Below are 15,056 nucleotides of genomic sequence, written 5' to 3'. Positions count from 1 at the left end.
TTCATCCGCCCGTCGGCGGTTCGTCCTTGATGACTTCGTCGGCGTCATCGATCGACAGGCCGTGCTTCATCAGCATCGGGATATTGGCGAAGGTGAACAGAAAGGTGAGCGGCAGGAACACCCACAGCTTCGCCCACAGCCAGCCTTCGAAATCCATCGTCGCCACCAGCAATTCGTTGAGGCCTGCAAGCAGCAGGAAGAACACGCCCCAATTGCGCGACAGCTTGAGCCAGCCTTCGTCGGAAAGCCCTTCGAACGCGGCCTCGAGCAGGATCTTGAGCAGCGCGCGTCCGCCCAGCCAGCCGCCGATCAGCGCCACGCCGAAGACCGCGTAGATGATGGTGGGTTTGAGCTGGATGAACTTCTCGTCCTGGAAATAGATCGTCAGGGTTCCGAAGCCGACGATCAGCGCAGTCGAGAACCACAGCATGGGCGACACCTTGCCGAGCAGGAATTTCGACACGGCAAGAGCGATGACGGCGGCGACCATGAAGGCGCCGGTGCCGTAGATGATCGCGATGATGTCGCCGAGGCCCGGGTCCTCGGGCGCCGACAGCCGATAGACGGCGAGGAACACGATCAGCGGCCCGTAATCGACCGCGACGTTGAGCCAGCCCGAACCCTTGGCCTTGGTGTCGTCGGCCATCACGCGACTCCCGCGATGACGCGCGCGACAAGGTCGGGGTCGAAGGGGCGCAGGTCCTCCATCGTTTCCCCCACCCCGATCGCGTGGATCGGAAGGCCGTATTGCTCCGCCGCCGCAACCAGCACGCCGCCGCGCGCGGTGCCGTCGAGTTTGGTCATGATGAGGCCGGTCACGCCCGCCACCTCCTTGAACACGTCGATCTGGGAAAGCGCATTCTGCCCGTTGGTCGCGTCGAGCACCAGCACGACGTCGTGCGGCGCGTCGGGATTGAGACGACCGAGAACGCGGCGGATCTTGGCGAGTTCGTCCATCAGTTCGCGCTTGTTCTGGAGCCGCCCGGCAGTGTCGACGATCAGCGCGTCGATCCCGGTATCGGTCGCCTGCTTGACCGCGTCGTAGACGATGCTCGCCGGATCGCCGCCTTCGGGTCCGCGCACGATGTCGACCCCTGCGCGCTCAGCCCAGGTGGCGAGCTGGCCGATTGCGGCGGCGCGGAACGTGTCGCCTGCGGCCAGCAGCACGCCGTAATCGTCCTCCATGAACAGATGCGCGAGTTTGGCGATGGTGGTGGTCTTGCCCGATCCGTTGACCCCGATCACCAGGATCACCTGCGGGCGCGGGAAGGCGGTTATCTCGAGCGGCTTGGCCACGGGCCGCAGGATCTCGGCGATTTCCTCGGCCACCGCCTCCTTCAGCTCGGTCTGGGTGATCGTCGCCCCGAACCTCTTGTCGGCGAGCTTGCTTCGGATGCGCGCGGCGGCCGACGGGCCGAGGTCGGAGACGATCAGCGCGTCCTCGATATCGTCGAGCGTCGCCTCGTCCAGCCTGCCTCCGGCGGTGATCCCGGTGAGGTTGGTGGCGAGCCGGTCGGAGGTCTTGCGAAAACCGCCGAGCAGTCGCTCGCTCCAGCTTCCGGCCTGTTCCGCTTCGCTCATCGCAGCATTCCCTCCTCGACTGCCTGCACCCTCACCGGCACGATCTCGCCCGCTCGCGTCCCGTCGGGCAGCTTCACGCGGGCGTAATTGGGGCCATAGCCCGTGCCGTCCCGCTCGGCGAGGACGGGGAGGGTTTCGCCCACAAGGCTTGTCAGCCAGTCCGCGCGGCGTTCGGCCACGGCGGCCCTGAGTTCGGCGGCGCGGGCCTTGACGGTCGCACGGTCATGCTGCGGCATGCGCGCGGCGGGCGTTCCTTCGCGCGGGGAAAAGGGAAAGACGTGGCCGTGCACGATGTCGCATTGTGCGATGATCGAAAGGTTGTCGGCGTGGTGCCCCTCGCTTTCGGTCGGGAAGCCCGCAATGAGGTCCGCCCCGACCGCGATATCGGGTCGGCGTGCCTTCAGCCGGGCGACGAGATCCACCGCATCGGCCCGCGAATGGCGCCTTTTCATGCGCTTTAGGATCAGATCCGCGCCGTGCTGGAGCGACAGGTGGACATGCGGCATCACCCGTTTTTCGCCGGCCAGCAGGTCGAACAGGGCCGCGTCGATTTCCACCCCGTCGACCGAGGAAAGCCTAAGGCGGCTTAGTTCGCGAAATTCATTCAGGGTGGCTTCGATCAGGGAACCCAATCGGGGCGTGTTGGAAATATCCTGTCCCCAGCTTGTCAGATCGACACCGGTGAAGACAATTTCCTTTGCCCCCGCAATCAAATGTCCTTCAACCTCGCGCAGCACCTCGGCCACGGTCAGCGAACGGCTTTTCCCGCGTCCCTGCGGGATGATGCAGAAGGTGCAGGCATGGTCGCAGCCGTTCTGCACGCCGATGAAGGCACGGGTTCGTTGCGGCGGGGGAGGGGTGTCGGCGGCGGGCACGTTCCAGCGGCGCGCATCGAGCTTCGCCGCATTCGCCATGATCGCGTCGACCTCGGGCATGGCGGCGATCGCCTCGCGCTCGATCTCAGCCGCGCAGCCGGTGACGATCAGCCGCGCATCGGGCCTTGCGCGCCGGGCGCGGCGGATCGCCTGGCGGGTCTGGCGCACCGCCTCGTTGGTGACCGCGCAGGAATTGACCACGACGATGTCGCCCGCATCCTCGCCCAGCATCGCGCGCATCGCCTCGCTTTCGGCGATGTTGAGCCGGCAGCCCAGGGAAATCACTAGCGGCGAGACGGTCTGCGGCGCGTTCACGCGAAATCGTCCCATTCGAAGCTACCGCGAAAGGCCTCGCTCGCCGGGCCGGTCATCCGGATCGGGCCCGCTCCATCGCCGGACCCGCCGCCATCCCATTCGATCACGAGATCGCCGCCGGGAAGCGAAATCGTCACCGGGCTCGTCACCAGCCGCTTGCGGATCGCCGCGACCGCCGTCGCGCAGGCCCCGGTCCCGCAGGCGCGGGTAAGACCCGCCCCGCGCTCCCACACGCGCAGCGCAAGATGGTCCGGCCCTGCAAGGCTCGCGACATTGACGTTGATCCGTTCGGGAAAAAGCGGGTCGTTTTCGATCCCCGACCCGAGCGCGGCAAGATCCACTGCATTCGCGTCCTCGACGAAGAACACGACATGCGGATTGCCCACATTGACCGCCATCGGGTTTTCAAGCTCGCCCCAGCCGACCGGCATCGCGCCCGTATCCATCGCATAGGCGAGCGGGATCGCCTCCCAGCCGAAACGCGGCAGCCCCATGTCGACCGCAGCGCAGCCGTCCCGCGGCTCGACCGCGATCGCGCCGCCCGCGGTCTCGACCCGCGCGGCCTCGCCATGCAGGATCGCGACCGCCCGGCTGGCATTGCCGCAGGCCCCGACCTCGCTCCCGTCGGAATTGAAGATACGCATGCGGAAATCCGCGCTTTCGCTCGGCTCAAGCACGATCACCTGGTCGCAGCCGATCCCGGTGCGCCGGTCGGCGAGCGCGCGCGCCATCGCCCCGGTCATGTCCGGCAGGCTGGCCTCGCGGGCGTCGAGCACGACGAAATCGTTGCCGAGCCCGTGCATCTTGGTGAAGGAAACGCGCATTGTACGGCCACGCATCTATGCATGGCGGGCGCGCTCGTCCAGTGGCGCGAGACGGTCCGGCGACGCGTTCAGTGGCGCGCGCGGCGCGGCAGGATCGGCCCGCCGTCGAGCGCGGTGCCGCCCGGATGCGGCGCGGCCCCGCCGTGATCGGGGTCGCCCGATTCGCCCGGTCCGCCCATTTCCCCGCCTCTATTGTCACCGGCATTGTCACCCCGGGCCGCGCGGGCGACGCTGCGCGCCAGCGCGCCGAGATCGGGCAGTTCGATCCCTTCCGCGCCCGCGTTCGGCGCATCGGCCATCGCGCTGCCCGCCAGCCGCCCTGCAATGCTGAGCCGCTCGTGCACCTGTTCGGCGGTTTCGGGGCGGCCATAAAGATAGCCCTGGCCCTTGAATTCGCCCATCTTGCGAAGCGCGGTGAGGATGTCCTCGTGCTCGATCCCCTCGGCGGTGATCGGCATTTCGAGCCCGCGCCCCAGGGAAACGATCGCATCGACGATGCGGCTCTTGCCGCCGTTCTCGGTCAGGTCCTTGATGAAGCTGCGGTCGATCTTCAAACGGTCGAACGGCAGCGAGCGGAGCTGTTCGAGGCTCGAATAGCCGGTCCCGAAATCGTCGAGGCTGACCTTGACCCCCTGATTGCGCAGGCTCGTGATCATCGATCGCACGAGGCCGATATTCTCGTGCAGGCAGGATTCGGTGATCTCGATCTCGAGCCGCTGGGCCGGAAAACTGTGTTCGACCAGCAGTTTCAGAAGCTTCTGGGCGAACCACGGATCGCGCAGCTGCACCGGCGAGATGTTGATCGAAAGCGTCAGCGCCTCGTCCCAGCCGCGCGCATCGGCGAAGGCCTGGCGCATCAGTTGTTCGGACAGTTCGGCGATAAGGCCGATTTCCTCGGCCACGGGGATGAAGATTTCCGGGCTGACGAGGCCGAATTGCGGCGAACGCCAGCGCGCCAGCATCTCGAAGCCGACCAGTTCGCCCGTATCGAGATCGATCTGCTGTTCGTAGAAGGGCACGAATTCGCCCCTGGTGATGCCGTGCCGGATGCCCGTTTCGAGTTCGTTCCTGAACCGCAATTCGTTTTCCATGCTCGGCTCGAACCAGAAGAAGCGGTTCTTGCCCTGCTTTTTCGCCTGGTACATCGCGATGTCGGCGCGGTGGAGCAGCGTGTCGCCCGAAGCGCTCAACGGTTCGAGCCCGTCGGGGCAATGATCGCTGGTGACGCCCACCGACATGGTGATTTCGAGCGTGACGCTGTCGAGCTGGAAGGGCAGGGCGAGCCCTTCGTAAAGCCTGATCACGAGGTCGTCGATGCGCTCGCGCCGGGCCGGATCAAAGGGGGTGACGAAAGCGAATTCGTCCCCGCCCAGCCGGGCGAGCCGGGCGCTTTTCGGCAGCACCTCGCGAACCCGATCGGCGAACTGGCAAAGCACCTGGTCGCCCGCATGGTGGCCGTGCATGTCGTTGACCTGCTTGAAATTGTCGAGGTCGATCATGGCATAGGCGATCGCCTGGCCGCGTTCGGCAGTGCGGATCCGCAGCGCTTCGGTGACTTCGGCCATCGAACGGCGGTTGAGACACCCGGTCAGCGGGTCGCGTTCGGCCAGCTCGCGCGCCTGCGCCTCGGCGCGGCGGCGTTCCTCGATTTCGCGGATCAATTCACGATAGCGGCGCCAGGCGAAGATGATCAGCGCGATGTTGAGCAGCAGCGCGGTGGTGAGCAGCGGATCGGCGCCACTGCCCGTGCCCATCAGCGCCATCAGCGTGTCCGGCACGACCACGCCGCCGGTGGCGACGAAAAGCAGTATCGCCGCCGTCGTGATCCCGAGGGCGACGATGTCGCGCTGCGCCTGCCCTTCGCCCGCCCGTTCCTCGGCCGTGCCCTTGTGGAGAGTCTGGATCGTTCCGTGTGTCGCCGTCATGCCCGGTTACTCGTAAGCGCCCCTCTTTCACCCGGCCCGCCCTGAGTCAGCCCGGGAGATTTGCGCAAACATGCGGTGACGAGGCTAAAGATCGCGTTAATCGGCGCACGCTTGCCTTGGCGCGCGCGGCTCTGGCAGAGGGGCCGACGATCAGAAACGTCCATTCATGAGGGGGCAGAGTGTCATGGCGCAGGCTTCGCGCAATTACTGGCTGATGAAATCCGAGCCGTTCAAATACAGCTGGGACGATCTCGTCGCCGAGGGCGATGGGGTGTGGGACGGCGTGCGCAACCACCGGGCGAAGAACAATCTCGCGGCGATGGAGGTCGGCGACGAGGCGTTCTTCTACCACTCGCGCGAGGGGCTGGAGATCGTCGGCATCTGCGAGGTGACGGTGGCGGGCATAACCGATCCGACCGACGAGACCGGCAAGTGGGCGGCGGTCAAGGTGCGCGCGAAGGAAAAGTTCGACCACCCGGTGACGCTCAAGCAGATCAAGGCCGATCCGCGGCTTGCCGAGTGCGAACTGGTGCGCCTCTCGCGGCTCTCGGTCGCGGCGATCACGCCGCGGGAGTGGGAGGTCATCTGCGAGATGGCGAAGGGCTGAGTGCCGAAGGCCGGGGCGTCGTCGCGGGCGCGCCACGGCTCAGCGCGCTGTGGGACAGGGGGCGGAACGATCCCGTCGCTTCATCCATTGATTGCGTGGAAAGCCAGTAAATTCATTGGCTTGACCAAGACAATGGAGGATGTTCCATGGGTGAACTCACCGACAAGATCAAAGGCAATGTCAACGAAGCGACCGGCAAGGCCAAGCAGAAGTCCGATGACCCCGAAACCCGCGCCGAAGGGCGCAAGGACGAGGCCAAGGGCAAGGCCCAGCAGGTCAAGGGCGAAGTCAAGGGCGAGATGGGCAACGACATCTGACCCCCAATCCGCATGACATGAAAAGGGGCCGCTCCCGTATTTCGGAGGCGGCCCCTTTCGCGTGCGCTAGCGGTTCCTGAGCGAGCTTACCGTAGCCCCGCTTGCGGCGAGCTGTTCGATTTCGGTCACCGCGTGGATGAGCCGCACGCCTTCGCGCTTTCCGGATTCGGCGAAGGCAGCGGCGAATTCCTCCGTCGTCTCGGCCCGCGCGGCCCATGCGCCGAACGCTTCGGCGAGCGCTGCGAAATCGGGATTGGCAAGCTCTGTCGCCGATACGCGGCCGGGATATTCGCGTTCCTGGTGCATCCTGATCGTCCCGTAGGCGCCGTTGTCGACGACCACGACGAGGAGGTTAGCACCCGCCTGCGCGGCGCTTGCGAGTTCCTGCCCGTTCATCAGGAAATCCCCGTCGCCGGCCACCGCGACCACCGGGCGTTCGGGGTGGCGCAGCGCGGCGGCGATGCCGGCGGGGACGCCATAGCCCATCGCTCCGCAAGTCGGTGCGAGCTGCGCGGGATAGCCCTCGTAACGCCAGTAGCGATGGAACCACCCGGCGAAATTGCCCGCCCCGTTGGCGAGTATCGTTTCATGCGGGAGCGATTCGCGCATCAGCGTGACGCAGGCCGCAAGGTCCAGCGCGGGCGCCTTGTCGTTCGGTTCATGCGTCGCCCATTCACGCCATTCGCGATTTGCCGCAGCGCCCGCATCGAAGGGGATGATCGCACCGTCTTCCCAAAGGGCGGCGGCTTCGGCGAATTCGTCCATCGCGCAGCACAGCGCAAGATCGGTGCGATAGACCCGGCCCAGCTCCTCAGGGTCGGGATGGACGTGGATCAGCACCTGCCCGGGATGATCGGGCGTGGGCACGCTGTAGCCCTCGGTGGTCGCCTCGCCCAGTCGCGCTCCCACGGCGAGGATGAGGTCGGCATTGCGCACCCGTTCGACCAGCTTGGGATTGGGGCCATAGCCCAGCGACCCGGCATAGACCGGCGAGCTTGCGGGAATCGCGTCCTGCCGTCTGAAAGCGGTCGCGACCGGCAGGCCGATGCGTTCGGCAAAGGCCTGGAAATGATGGCGCGCCTTGCGGTTCCAGCCCGCCCCGCCGACGATCGCCACCGGGGACGCGGCATCCGCCAGCAGCGCGAGCAGCGCCTGCATCGCGTCGGGACAGGCGGCCTGCGTCGGGCGCTCGACGCGGGGGCGGGGCGAATGCCGGGCGGAAACATCCTCGCACAGCATGTCCTCGGGCAGGGCCAGGACGGCCGGGCCGGGCCGCCCGCTGATCGCGACCGAAAAGGCGCGCGCGACATATTCGGGAATGCGCGAAGGATCGTCGATCCGCGCGGCCCATTTGGAAATCGGCGCGAAGAAGGCGGGAAAATCGACCTCCTGAAAGCCTTCGCGCCCCTGCATGGGTCGTGCGACATCGCCGACGAACAGCACCATGGGCTGCGAATCCTGGTGCGCGACATGAACGCCGATGCTGGCATTGGTCGCGCCGGGTCCGCGGGTGACGAAGGCGACGCCCGGCCGCCCGGTAAGCGCCCCGTCGGCGCAGGCCATGAAGGCAGCGCCGCCTTCCTGCCGGCAGGTGACGGTATCGATCTGCGTCCCCCCGTGGAGCGCGTCGAGCACCGCGAGAAAGCTTTCCCCGGGCACGGTGAAGATCCGGTCGGTGCCCTGTTCGGCAAGGCATTCGACCAGCAGGTTCGCTGCACGCTTCGTCGTCTCGGCCATGGCCTTTCCCTCTCCTCTCGCCCCTCTGGTTGAGGCCCCCTGTCTACCGGATGCGCGCTTACCCCGCGCGCGGCCACCCTGCAATTGTGCCGATCGTCCCGCTGCCCCGGGCAAGTGTCCCACTGTGCAACAACCGGGGCGAAGGGTGTGACAGGGCGTTAAGAAAGTCTTAACACCATTGCCATGCCCTATGCGCGCCTAACCGCCGACCTCGTCTGTGTCCCGCAGCACCGGGACGACGAGGAAGTGCGGTCGCGGCATCGGGTAACGGGGCGCGGGGCAAAGGGTCGCCGCGCGCTCGTCCTCACCGACGAAAGCGCCCGCCATCCCTACCGCGCGAGCCTTCCGCCGCATGTCTGCGCCGATCTGATCGACATTCCGGCCGAGAGCCTGTGGGCGCTGACCCGCGACGACGTTCGCGGGTTTGCGAGCACCTATCTGACGGTGACCGCGGCGGTGCTCGCTTTCATCCTGTAGCGATCCGTCACCCGGCCAGCCCTGCCGCGCCGGTCATTTCCTCGCGCTCGACCTTGTAGAGCACCCTGCCGAGCCAGGCCGATATCAGGCTCATCCCGGCGGCCAGCAGGACCTGTTCGACCGCTTGAACGCCCAGGGCCGTCAGCCCCACCGACAGCAGCGACCCGCCGACCATGGCGGCCGAATTGACGATGTTGTTGGCCGCGATCACCCGCGCCGCCTTTTCGCCCGCGACCCGCGTGGTGAGAAATGCGTAGAGCGGGACGACGAACATGCCGCCCATCACCGCGATACCGAGCAGGGCGAGCAGGAGCGCCGCCGCCATCGGCTGGGCGAGGAAGGCGGTTATTCCGAGAAGCCCGGCATCGCCCGTGCCGTTCCAGTTCTTCACCAGCAAGTAGAAGGCGATCACGCAGCCGCCCATCAGCACGACGCTGACCGGTGCGAAACGGGCCGAGACCGCGCCTTTCAGCAGCGCGTTGATGCTGACCGATCCCAGCGCGATGCCGATCGAGAACATGACGAGGAACAGGCTCGCGACTTCGGGACTGGCGGCCAGCGTGTTCTTGGCAAGCGGCGGAAACTGGATGAACAGCACCGCGCCGATGGTCCAGAAGAAGCTGATCGCGACGATCGCGTACCAGATCGGGCGGTCTTCCATCGATTCGCGAATGATGCGGGTGGAGGAACGCCAGAGGTTCCAGTCGATCGGCTCGATCATTCCCTGCGCGGGCGCATCGGGGACCTGCCGGCTGACCGTGTAGCCGACGATCGCCGTCAGCACGATGCCGCCCGCCGCCCATTCGGTGTGGTCCACCGCGAGCGGGCCGGCGAGAATCGTGCCGAGCAGGATCGCGACATAGGTCCCCGCCTCGACGAGGCCGGTCCCGGCGAGCACTTCCTCGCGGCGCAGGTGCTGCGGCAGGATCGCGTATTTGATCGGCGCAAGGAAGGTCGACTGACACCCGGCAAGCAGCAGGACGAACAGCAGGACGATGATCGACAGCGTCGTGTCGATCGTCAGGATCCCGAGCGGCGCGACGATTGCCAGGTCCCACCCGCTCCACGCCATGTAGAGCCCGAGCGCGCCGAGGCTCATGATGCCGATCTCGCACAGTTTGACCGTGCGGATGATCCGCGCCTTGCACCGCATGTCGGCAAGCTGGCCGGAAATGCCGGAGATGACGACGAAGGGCAGGATGAACACCGCCGATGCGATCGCGCTGAACAGCGTTTCGGTTTCGGGGTCGTTGTAGACCGCATAGACGACGAAAAGCAGCATCGTTGTCTTGTAGAGATTGTCGTTGAACGCATTGAGGAACTGCGTCGCGAACATCGGGAAAAAGCGCCTGGTGCGCAGGAGATGCGTGGCTGTCGTCATGCGTATGGCGCGGGAGATGTCCTTCCCTCGACGCCCCCCATAGCGAAACGGCATCGGTTCACAAGAGCGCCCTTTCGCCTTTTGCCTGGCCGCGCGCCGCGCTAAGGCCCTGGGTAGCCATGCTGACACTGCCCAATATCCTCACGCTTTCGCGGATCTTCGCGGTCCCGCTCCTGGGCTTCTTCCTGTGGTGGCCGGACTGGGCGCTGGGATATCTGATCGGCTTCTTCCTCTACTGCCTGATCGCGCTGACCGATTACCTCGACGGCTATCTTGCCCGCGCGCAGGGGACGGTGTCGAAACTGGGCACGTTTCTCGATCCGATCGCGGACAAGATCATGGTCGCCGCAGTCGTCCTGATCCTGACCGCGCAGGGATTCCTCAGGGGGCCCTATGTGGGCGATTTCCACGTCATCGCCGGGCTCATCATCCTCGTGCGGGAGATCGCCGTGTCGGGCCTGAGGGAATTTCTCGGTGGATTGCAGGTCTCGGTCCCCGTCTCGCGGCTCGCCAAGTGGAAGACCGCGTTCCAGCTCGTCAGCCTCGCCGCGCTGATCCTTGGCGGAGCGCTGCACGGCCAGCCGTGCCAGGCGATGGGCGAGGGCTGCAAGACCTTCGCGGAAAGCTGGCTCCACGTGGTTGGCCTCACGACCCTGTGGCTGGCCGCGGTGCTGACGCTGGTGACGGGGTGGGATTACCTGCGCGTCGGGCTGCGGCACATGGACTGACCGGTCGGTCCTATCGCGGTTGCAGCGATGACCATGGCGCTCGGCGGAACGGCGCCGCATTGGGCTGCGCGCCCTATCGCACCGGCGGATCGACCCGCGGGACCTGCCGCACCGGCGCGACCGGGTCGCCCGGGTCGCGCGGCGGGGTCGCGTCCTCGGGCACATCGTCGATCTGCATGTCGCGCGTGCGCACTTCTTCGAGATTGCGCGCGCGCACCGACAGGTTCTCCCCGTCCCATTGGATCTCGTTGAAGGAGGGCGGGGTCGACCGGGTGCGTTTCGACAGCGTGCCCGCGCCGATCATGCGCACCGGTCCTTCGGTGGTTTCCTCCATGATGTCGAAGGGGTCGTGGACATGGCCGCTGATGACCGCCTCGACCGGGCGGCGGGCGAGTTCGGCCAGGGCCTTGCCGCCATGCTTGGTAAGCGCGGTGCCTTCGGTTCCGACCTCGCGCAGGGGATGATGCACCGAGACCAGCGCGCGGCAGCCTTCGGGCAGGGCATCGAGTGTTTTCAGGCATTTGTCGAGCGCGCGGTCCGTCACCCAGCCTTTCGACCAGTTGAACCGCGGCTGGGCGCGCACCGCGGTCTTCAACGGCACGATGACGAGCTCGCCGAGATCGATTTCCTTCTCGATCAGCGCGGCCATGCCCTTGAAGCGCTTGTAGGGATTGAGGAACCGTTCGAGCGGGTTGAAATAGGGCATGTCGTGATTGCCGACTTCGACCGTCACCGGCACGTCGAGCTTGGTGATCCAGTGGATCGCGGCGTTGAATTCGCGGTGCCGCGCGCGCATCGTCAGGTCGCCGGTGATCGCCACCGCATCGGGGCGGCGTTCGGCGATTTCCTGTTTCACCCAGTCGAGCGCAATGTTGTCCTCGAGCCCGAAATGGATGTCGGAGAGGTGGAAGAGAAGGCGGTTTTTCTCGCTCATGCGGGAAGTCCCATGAAGGTGAGGTCGAAAGGTTCGCGCGCGATATCGATCCGCGCGCCTGCGCGTGCGGTCTCGCCGTCGATCATCAGGTCGATCTCGCCGCCTTCGACCGCCATGATGCGGGCATGGTCCGCAGTGCCCAGTTCGTCGAAAGGCCCTTCGCGAAAGTCGCGCGTCGCCATCGCCCAGCCCTGCCGCACCCAGTCGCCGAGATTTTCCATCCGGTAGCCACGGGTCGTCATCGCCCCGTCGCAACCGCCTTCGGATAGGGCGAAATGGAGGCCGGGATAGCCTTCCTCGCGGCCCGCCGGCGGATCGACGAGGCGCACCAGCGCCCCGCTCGCCGCTTCGCGCGTGATGTCGATCGATTTCGCTGCCGCCTCGCCCATTTCACGTGCGCGCATGTCCTCGCGCACGTCGGCCCAGCGCGCACCGGGGCCACACAGGATTTCGGCGAGCGCGGTGTGACCGGCGCAGCGCATACAGTGGCGGCGCGTCTCGACCAATTGCCCGTCCGCGCTCTTCGCCGCGATTTCGGTCGCACCAAGCGCGCCGAACATGGCGGTCGCCAGAAGGTTCTGCGTGCCGCCCGGAAGCGGCAGGACCGCGCCCTGCCAGCCTTCGGCTTCGAGTCGGACGAGATGGCGCGAGATCGTCCCGTCGCCCGCGAAGACCGCGAGCAGGGCGGTGCCCGCCCGTTCCAGCCCGGCGCGGCCGGGCAGTTCGTCCGAACGACAATCGAGGGTCCGCACGCTCGCCCCGTCGCCCCGGCCCAGCGCCGCGCGCACCTCGGCGACTGCTTCCTCGCTGTAGCTGCCGCTCGCGCTGTTGACGAGGAGGAGGGGAGGAATGCGCTGGTCCATGCCTTAAGGACGCACCGCGCGCCGCCGCGTTCCGGGCGGGGGCAACTGGAGGCCGTCTTGCAATTTCCGGCAATCCCCTGTTCAAGTCGCGCCGGTTACAAGGTGCATCACATCCGTGGGCCGAGGCTTTGCCGAGCGCCCGCAAGACCCGCAAAAGAGAGAGAATTTTATGAAGGCCCGCATTCTGGCCCCGGTTCTGACGACTGTTTCCTTCGCCGCGCTGGCTGCCGGCAGCGCGCTTGCAACATCCGGAGAGACGATGAGCGAGAGCATGACCGAGACCGCTGCCAGCCCCGCCGCTTCCTCCGCCGCCGCCGCGACCTCCGCAAGCGCGATTCCCGAGGGCACCGGCTATTTCGCGAGCGACAGCACGCTGCCTTTCCTCGCACCGGATTTCACGAAGATATCCGAGGACGACTATCTCCCCGCGTTCGAGCAGGGCATGGCGATCCAGCAGGCCGAAGTCCGCGCGATCATCGACAATCCCGCTCCGCCGACCTTCGAGAACACCATCGTCGCGCTCGAGAAATCGGGCCGGATGCTCGGCCGCGTCTCGGCGGTCTTCTTTGCGCTGACGGGTTCGAACACGACCGACCGGCTGGATGAGATCAACACCGAGATCAGCCCCAAGCTTTCGGCGCATTACGATTCGATCAATCTCGATCCCGACCTCTTCGCCCGGGTGAAGGCGGTCTACGATGCCCGCGCCAGCATGACGATGACGCCGGAAGACGCCAAGCTTCTGGAAGAAACCTATGACAGCATGGTCCATGCCGGCGCACTGCTGACCGATGCCGAGCGCGAGCGGGTGAAGGCGGTCAACACCGAATTGTCGACGCTGACGACCGAATTCGGCCAGACCCTGCGCAATGCGACCAACGATCAGCCGCTGATCGTCGACACGCCGGAAGAGCTCGCCGGGCTGTCGGATGCCGATATCCGCGCCGCCGCCGAACTCGCCGCCGAAAAAGGGATGGAGGGCAAATACGCCATCGCGCTCCAGAACACGACGCAGCAGCCGCTGCTGCCCACGCTCGAGAACCGGGCGACGCGCGAGGCGCTGTTCATGCGCAGCTACCACCGCGCCGACGGGACGAACCCGGAATACGACACGCGCATGCTGCTTGCGAAGATCGCCACGCTGCGCGCTGAAAAGGCGGCGCTTTTCGGCGAGCAGGACTGGGCCAGCTACACCATGTACGACCGCATGGCGAAGGCCCCCGCGACCGCGCTCGGCTTCATGGAGCAGATGGTCCCCGCACTCGCCGCGACCCAGCGGCGCGAGGCGGCTATGCTGAACGATGCGATTGCGGCCGAAGGCGGCAATTTCGAGGTCCAGCCGTGGGACTGGTATCGCTATGCCAACAAGGTGAAGGCCGATCGTTACGACCTCGATGAGGACGCGGTCGCGGAATATTTCCAGATCGACAAGGTCCTGGTAGACGGCGTGTTCTACATGGCGAACAGGCTTTACGGCCTGTCCTTCGAACGCCGCAACGACATCCCGGTCTACCACCCCGACGTGTGGGTCTACACCGTCTTCGAGAAGGACGGGTCCGAACTCGGCCTGTTCTATTTCGACCCTTATCAGCGCCCCTCCAAGCGTGGCGGCGCGTGGATGAGCAATTTCGTTTCCCAGAGCCATCTGTGGGGGACGAAGCCGGTCATATACAACGTGCTCAACATCCCCAAGGCGAGCGCGGGCGAGGTACAACTGGTCAGCTTTGACGACGTCAACACCATGTTCCACGAATTCGGCCACGCGCTGCACGGCCTGTTCGCTGACCAGAAATACGAAAGCCTCTCGGGCACGGCGACCGCGCGCGATTTCGTCGAATATCCGAGCCAGGTCCATGAAATGTGGGCGACCGACCCCGAAGTGCTGCGCAACTACGCCAAGCATTACGAAACCGGCGAGACGATCCCGATGGCCATGGTCGAGAAGATCGAGGAAGCCTCGAAATTCAACCAGGGCTACGATTTCGGCGAAGTGGTCGAGGCAGCGCTGCTCGACATGAAATGGGCCGCGCTCTCGCCCGGGGAAGCCGCCGCGATCGACACGCCGGAAAAGGTCACGGCCTTCGAACGCAGGTCGCTGGAGGAACTCGGGCTTGAAATCGACCTCGTGCCGCCGCGATATCGGTCGACCTATTTCAACCACATCTTCTCCAGCCCCGCAGGCTATTCGGCAGGCTATTACAGCTATCTGTGGACCGAGATGCTCGACCGCGACAGCCGTCAATGGTTCCGCGGGAATGGGGGGCTGACCCGCGCAAACGGCGAGCATTATCGCGACACCGTGCTCAGCCGGGGCGGGACGATGGACTATTTCGAGATGTACGAGAACTTCGCCGGGCGGCAGCCGGACGTGCAGCCAATGCTGGAGGCGCGCGGGCTGGTTTCGGGCGACGAAGCTGCGGACAGCGAGGCTTCAGACGGCAGGCTCCCGCCGCGCAGCGTCGAAGGCTCGTAAGGGCCGCGCGAGCGCTCCC

At 66.0% G+C, this 15,056-nt stretch carries 14 protein-coding genes; 5 read left to right on the top strand and 9 right to left on the bottom strand.

Annotated elements, in window-relative coordinates; translation table 11 throughout:
- Position 1: 1 nt before the first annotated feature.
- The 5 genes from Ga0102493_RS09625 to Ga0102493_RS09605 all read right to left on the bottom strand — a co-directional run bounded on the left by Ga0102493_RS09625 (position 2) and on the right by Ga0102493_RS09605 (position 5,520).
- Complete coding sequence (locus Ga0102493_RS09625) at positions 2-646, bottom strand: inner membrane-spanning protein YciB (protein WP_034900875.1); 645 nt, start codon at positions 644-646, stop codon at positions 2-4.
- A complete protein-coding gene (gene ftsY, locus Ga0102493_RS09620) occupies positions 646-1,581 on the bottom strand; it encodes a signal recognition particle-docking protein FtsY (protein WP_034900877.1) in 936 nt (311 codons plus the stop codon). Before ftsY ends, Ga0102493_RS09625 begins: the two co-directional genes overlap by 1 nt.
- Positions 1,578-2,786 (bottom strand): MiaB/RimO family radical SAM methylthiotransferase, encoded by a 1,209-nt coding sequence (locus Ga0102493_RS09615; protein ID WP_051697541.1) that lies wholly within the window; start codon positions 2,784-2,786, stop codon positions 1,578-1,580. Before Ga0102493_RS09615 ends, ftsY begins: the two co-directional genes overlap by 4 nt.
- Positions 2,768-3,595: a diaminopimelate epimerase gene (gene dapF / locus Ga0102493_RS09610; protein WP_034900881.1), complete on the bottom strand. Its 828-nt coding sequence runs from the start codon at positions 3,593-3,595 to the stop codon at positions 2,768-2,770. Before dapF ends, Ga0102493_RS09615 begins: the two co-directional genes overlap by 19 nt.
- Positions 3,596-3,663: 68 nt before the next feature.
- The gene (locus tag Ga0102493_RS09605; protein ID WP_081845514.1) at positions 3,664-5,520 is read right to left on the bottom strand and encodes an EAL domain-containing protein; all 1,857 of its coding nucleotides are present in this window, start codon (positions 5,518-5,520) and stop codon (positions 3,664-3,666) included.
- A gap of 184 nt (positions 5,521-5,704) precedes the next feature.
- Between Ga0102493_RS09605 and Ga0102493_RS09600 the strand changes: the two genes are divergently transcribed.
- Together Ga0102493_RS09600 and Ga0102493_RS09595 are read left to right on the top strand one after the other, a co-directional pair.
- Complete coding sequence (locus Ga0102493_RS09600; RefSeq protein ID WP_034900883.1) at positions 5,705-6,127, top strand: EVE domain-containing protein; 423 nt, start codon at positions 5,705-5,707, stop codon at positions 6,125-6,127.
- Positions 6,128-6,273: 146 nt separating this feature from the next.
- Entirely contained in the window at positions 6,274-6,444 is a 171-nt protein-coding gene (locus Ga0102493_RS09595) for a CsbD family protein (protein WP_034900885.1), read from the top strand.
- A gap of 66 nt (positions 6,445-6,510) precedes the next feature.
- On the opposite strand, the gene Ga0102493_RS09590 is transcribed toward Ga0102493_RS09595, so the two are convergent.
- Positions 6,511-8,181 (bottom strand): thiamine pyrophosphate-dependent enzyme, encoded by a 1,671-nt coding sequence (locus Ga0102493_RS09590; protein WP_034900887.1) that lies wholly within the window; start codon positions 8,179-8,181, stop codon positions 6,511-6,513.
- Between the two features lie 183 nt (positions 8,182-8,364).
- Here Ga0102493_RS09590 and Ga0102493_RS09585 point away from each other — a divergent pair, with 183 nt between their 5' ends.
- The gene (locus Ga0102493_RS09585; protein WP_034900888.1) at positions 8,365-8,658 is read left to right on the top strand and encodes a hypothetical protein; all 294 of its coding nucleotides are present in this window, start codon (positions 8,365-8,367) and stop codon (positions 8,656-8,658) included.
- 7 nt (positions 8,659-8,665) lie between these two features.
- Here the strand turns inward: Ga0102493_RS09585 and Ga0102493_RS09580 are convergent, their stop codons facing one another.
- Positions 8,666-10,039, bottom strand: coding sequence for an MFS transporter (locus tag Ga0102493_RS09580; RefSeq protein WP_034900891.1), 1,374 nt, complete (start codon positions 10,037-10,039; stop codon positions 8,666-8,668).
- Between the two features lie 119 nt (positions 10,040-10,158).
- On the opposite strand from Ga0102493_RS09580, the gene pgsA reads away from it, so the two are divergent.
- Positions 10,159-10,767, top strand: coding sequence for a CDP-diacylglycerol--glycerol-3-phosphate 3-phosphatidyltransferase (gene pgsA / locus Ga0102493_RS09575; RefSeq protein WP_034900892.1), 609 nt, complete (start codon positions 10,159-10,161; stop codon positions 10,765-10,767).
- Positions 10,768-10,840: 73 nt separating this feature from the next.
- On the opposite strand, the gene Ga0102493_RS09570 is transcribed toward pgsA, so the two are convergent.
- Entirely contained in the window at positions 10,841-11,701 is an 861-nt protein-coding gene (locus tag Ga0102493_RS09570; protein WP_034900894.1) for a metallophosphoesterase family protein, read from the bottom strand.
- Positions 11,698-12,564: a diacylglycerol kinase family protein gene (locus tag Ga0102493_RS09565; protein ID WP_051697544.1), complete on the bottom strand. Its 867-nt coding sequence runs from the start codon at positions 12,562-12,564 to the stop codon at positions 11,698-11,700. Before Ga0102493_RS09565 ends, Ga0102493_RS09570 begins: the two co-directional genes overlap by 4 nt.
- Before the next feature lie 169 nt (positions 12,565-12,733).
- Here Ga0102493_RS09565 and Ga0102493_RS09560 point away from each other — a divergent pair, with 169 nt between their 5' ends.
- Positions 12,734-15,037 (top strand): M3 family metallopeptidase, encoded by a 2,304-nt coding sequence (locus Ga0102493_RS09560; protein WP_069297500.1) that lies wholly within the window; start codon positions 12,734-12,736, stop codon positions 15,035-15,037.
- Positions 15,038-15,056: the final 19 nt, after the last annotated feature.

The organism is Erythrobacter litoralis, from assembly GCF_001719165.1.
Lineage (GTDB): Bacteria > Pseudomonadota > Alphaproteobacteria > Sphingomonadales > Sphingomonadaceae > Erythrobacter > Erythrobacter litoralis.
This window is presented reverse-complemented; position numbering and strand designations above follow the sequence as displayed.

Excerpts from the sequence above, each read along its gene's own strand:
- Ga0102493_RS09625 (WP_034900875.1), bottom strand. The coding sequence starts at position 646 with ATGGCCGACGACACCAAGGCCAAGGGTTCGGGCTGGCTCAACGTCGCG.
- ftsY (WP_034900877.1), bottom strand. The coding sequence starts at position 1,581 with ATGAGCGAAGCGGAACAGGCCGGAAGCTGGAGCGAGCGACTGCTCGGC.
- Ga0102493_RS09615 (WP_051697541.1), bottom strand. The coding sequence starts at position 2,786 with ATGGGACGATTTCGCGTGAACGCGCCGCAGACCGTCTCGCCGCTAGTG.
- dapF (WP_034900881.1), bottom strand. The coding sequence starts at position 3,595 with ATGCGCGTTTCCTTCACCAAGATGCACGGGCTCGGCAACGATTTCGTC.
- Ga0102493_RS09605 (WP_081845514.1), bottom strand. The coding sequence starts at position 5,520 with ATGACGGCGACACACGGAACGATCCAGACTCTCCACAAGGGCACGGCC.
- Ga0102493_RS09600 (WP_034900883.1), top strand. The coding sequence starts at position 5,705 with ATGGCGCAGGCTTCGCGCAATTACTGGCTGATGAAATCCGAGCCGTTC.
- Ga0102493_RS09595 (WP_034900885.1), top strand. The coding sequence starts at position 6,274 with ATGGGTGAACTCACCGACAAGATCAAAGGCAATGTCAACGAAGCGACC.
- Ga0102493_RS09590 (WP_034900887.1), bottom strand. The coding sequence starts at position 8,181 with ATGGCCGAGACGACGAAGCGTGCAGCGAACCTGCTGGTCGAATGCCTT.
- Ga0102493_RS09585 (WP_034900888.1), top strand. The coding sequence starts at position 8,365 with ATGCCCTATGCGCGCCTAACCGCCGACCTCGTCTGTGTCCCGCAGCAC.
- Ga0102493_RS09580 (WP_034900891.1), bottom strand. The coding sequence starts at position 10,039 with ATGACGACAGCCACGCATCTCCTGCGCACCAGGCGCTTTTTCCCGATG.
- pgsA (WP_034900892.1), top strand. The coding sequence starts at position 10,159 with ATGCTGACACTGCCCAATATCCTCACGCTTTCGCGGATCTTCGCGGTC.
- Ga0102493_RS09570 (WP_034900894.1), bottom strand. The coding sequence starts at position 11,701 with ATGAGCGAGAAAAACCGCCTTCTCTTCCACCTCTCCGACATCCATTTC.
- Ga0102493_RS09565 (WP_051697544.1), bottom strand. The coding sequence starts at position 12,564 with ATGGACCAGCGCATTCCTCCCCTCCTCCTCGTCAACAGCGCGAGCGGC.
- Ga0102493_RS09560 (WP_069297500.1), top strand. The coding sequence starts at position 12,734 with ATGAAGGCCCGCATTCTGGCCCCGGTTCTGACGACTGTTTCCTTCGCC.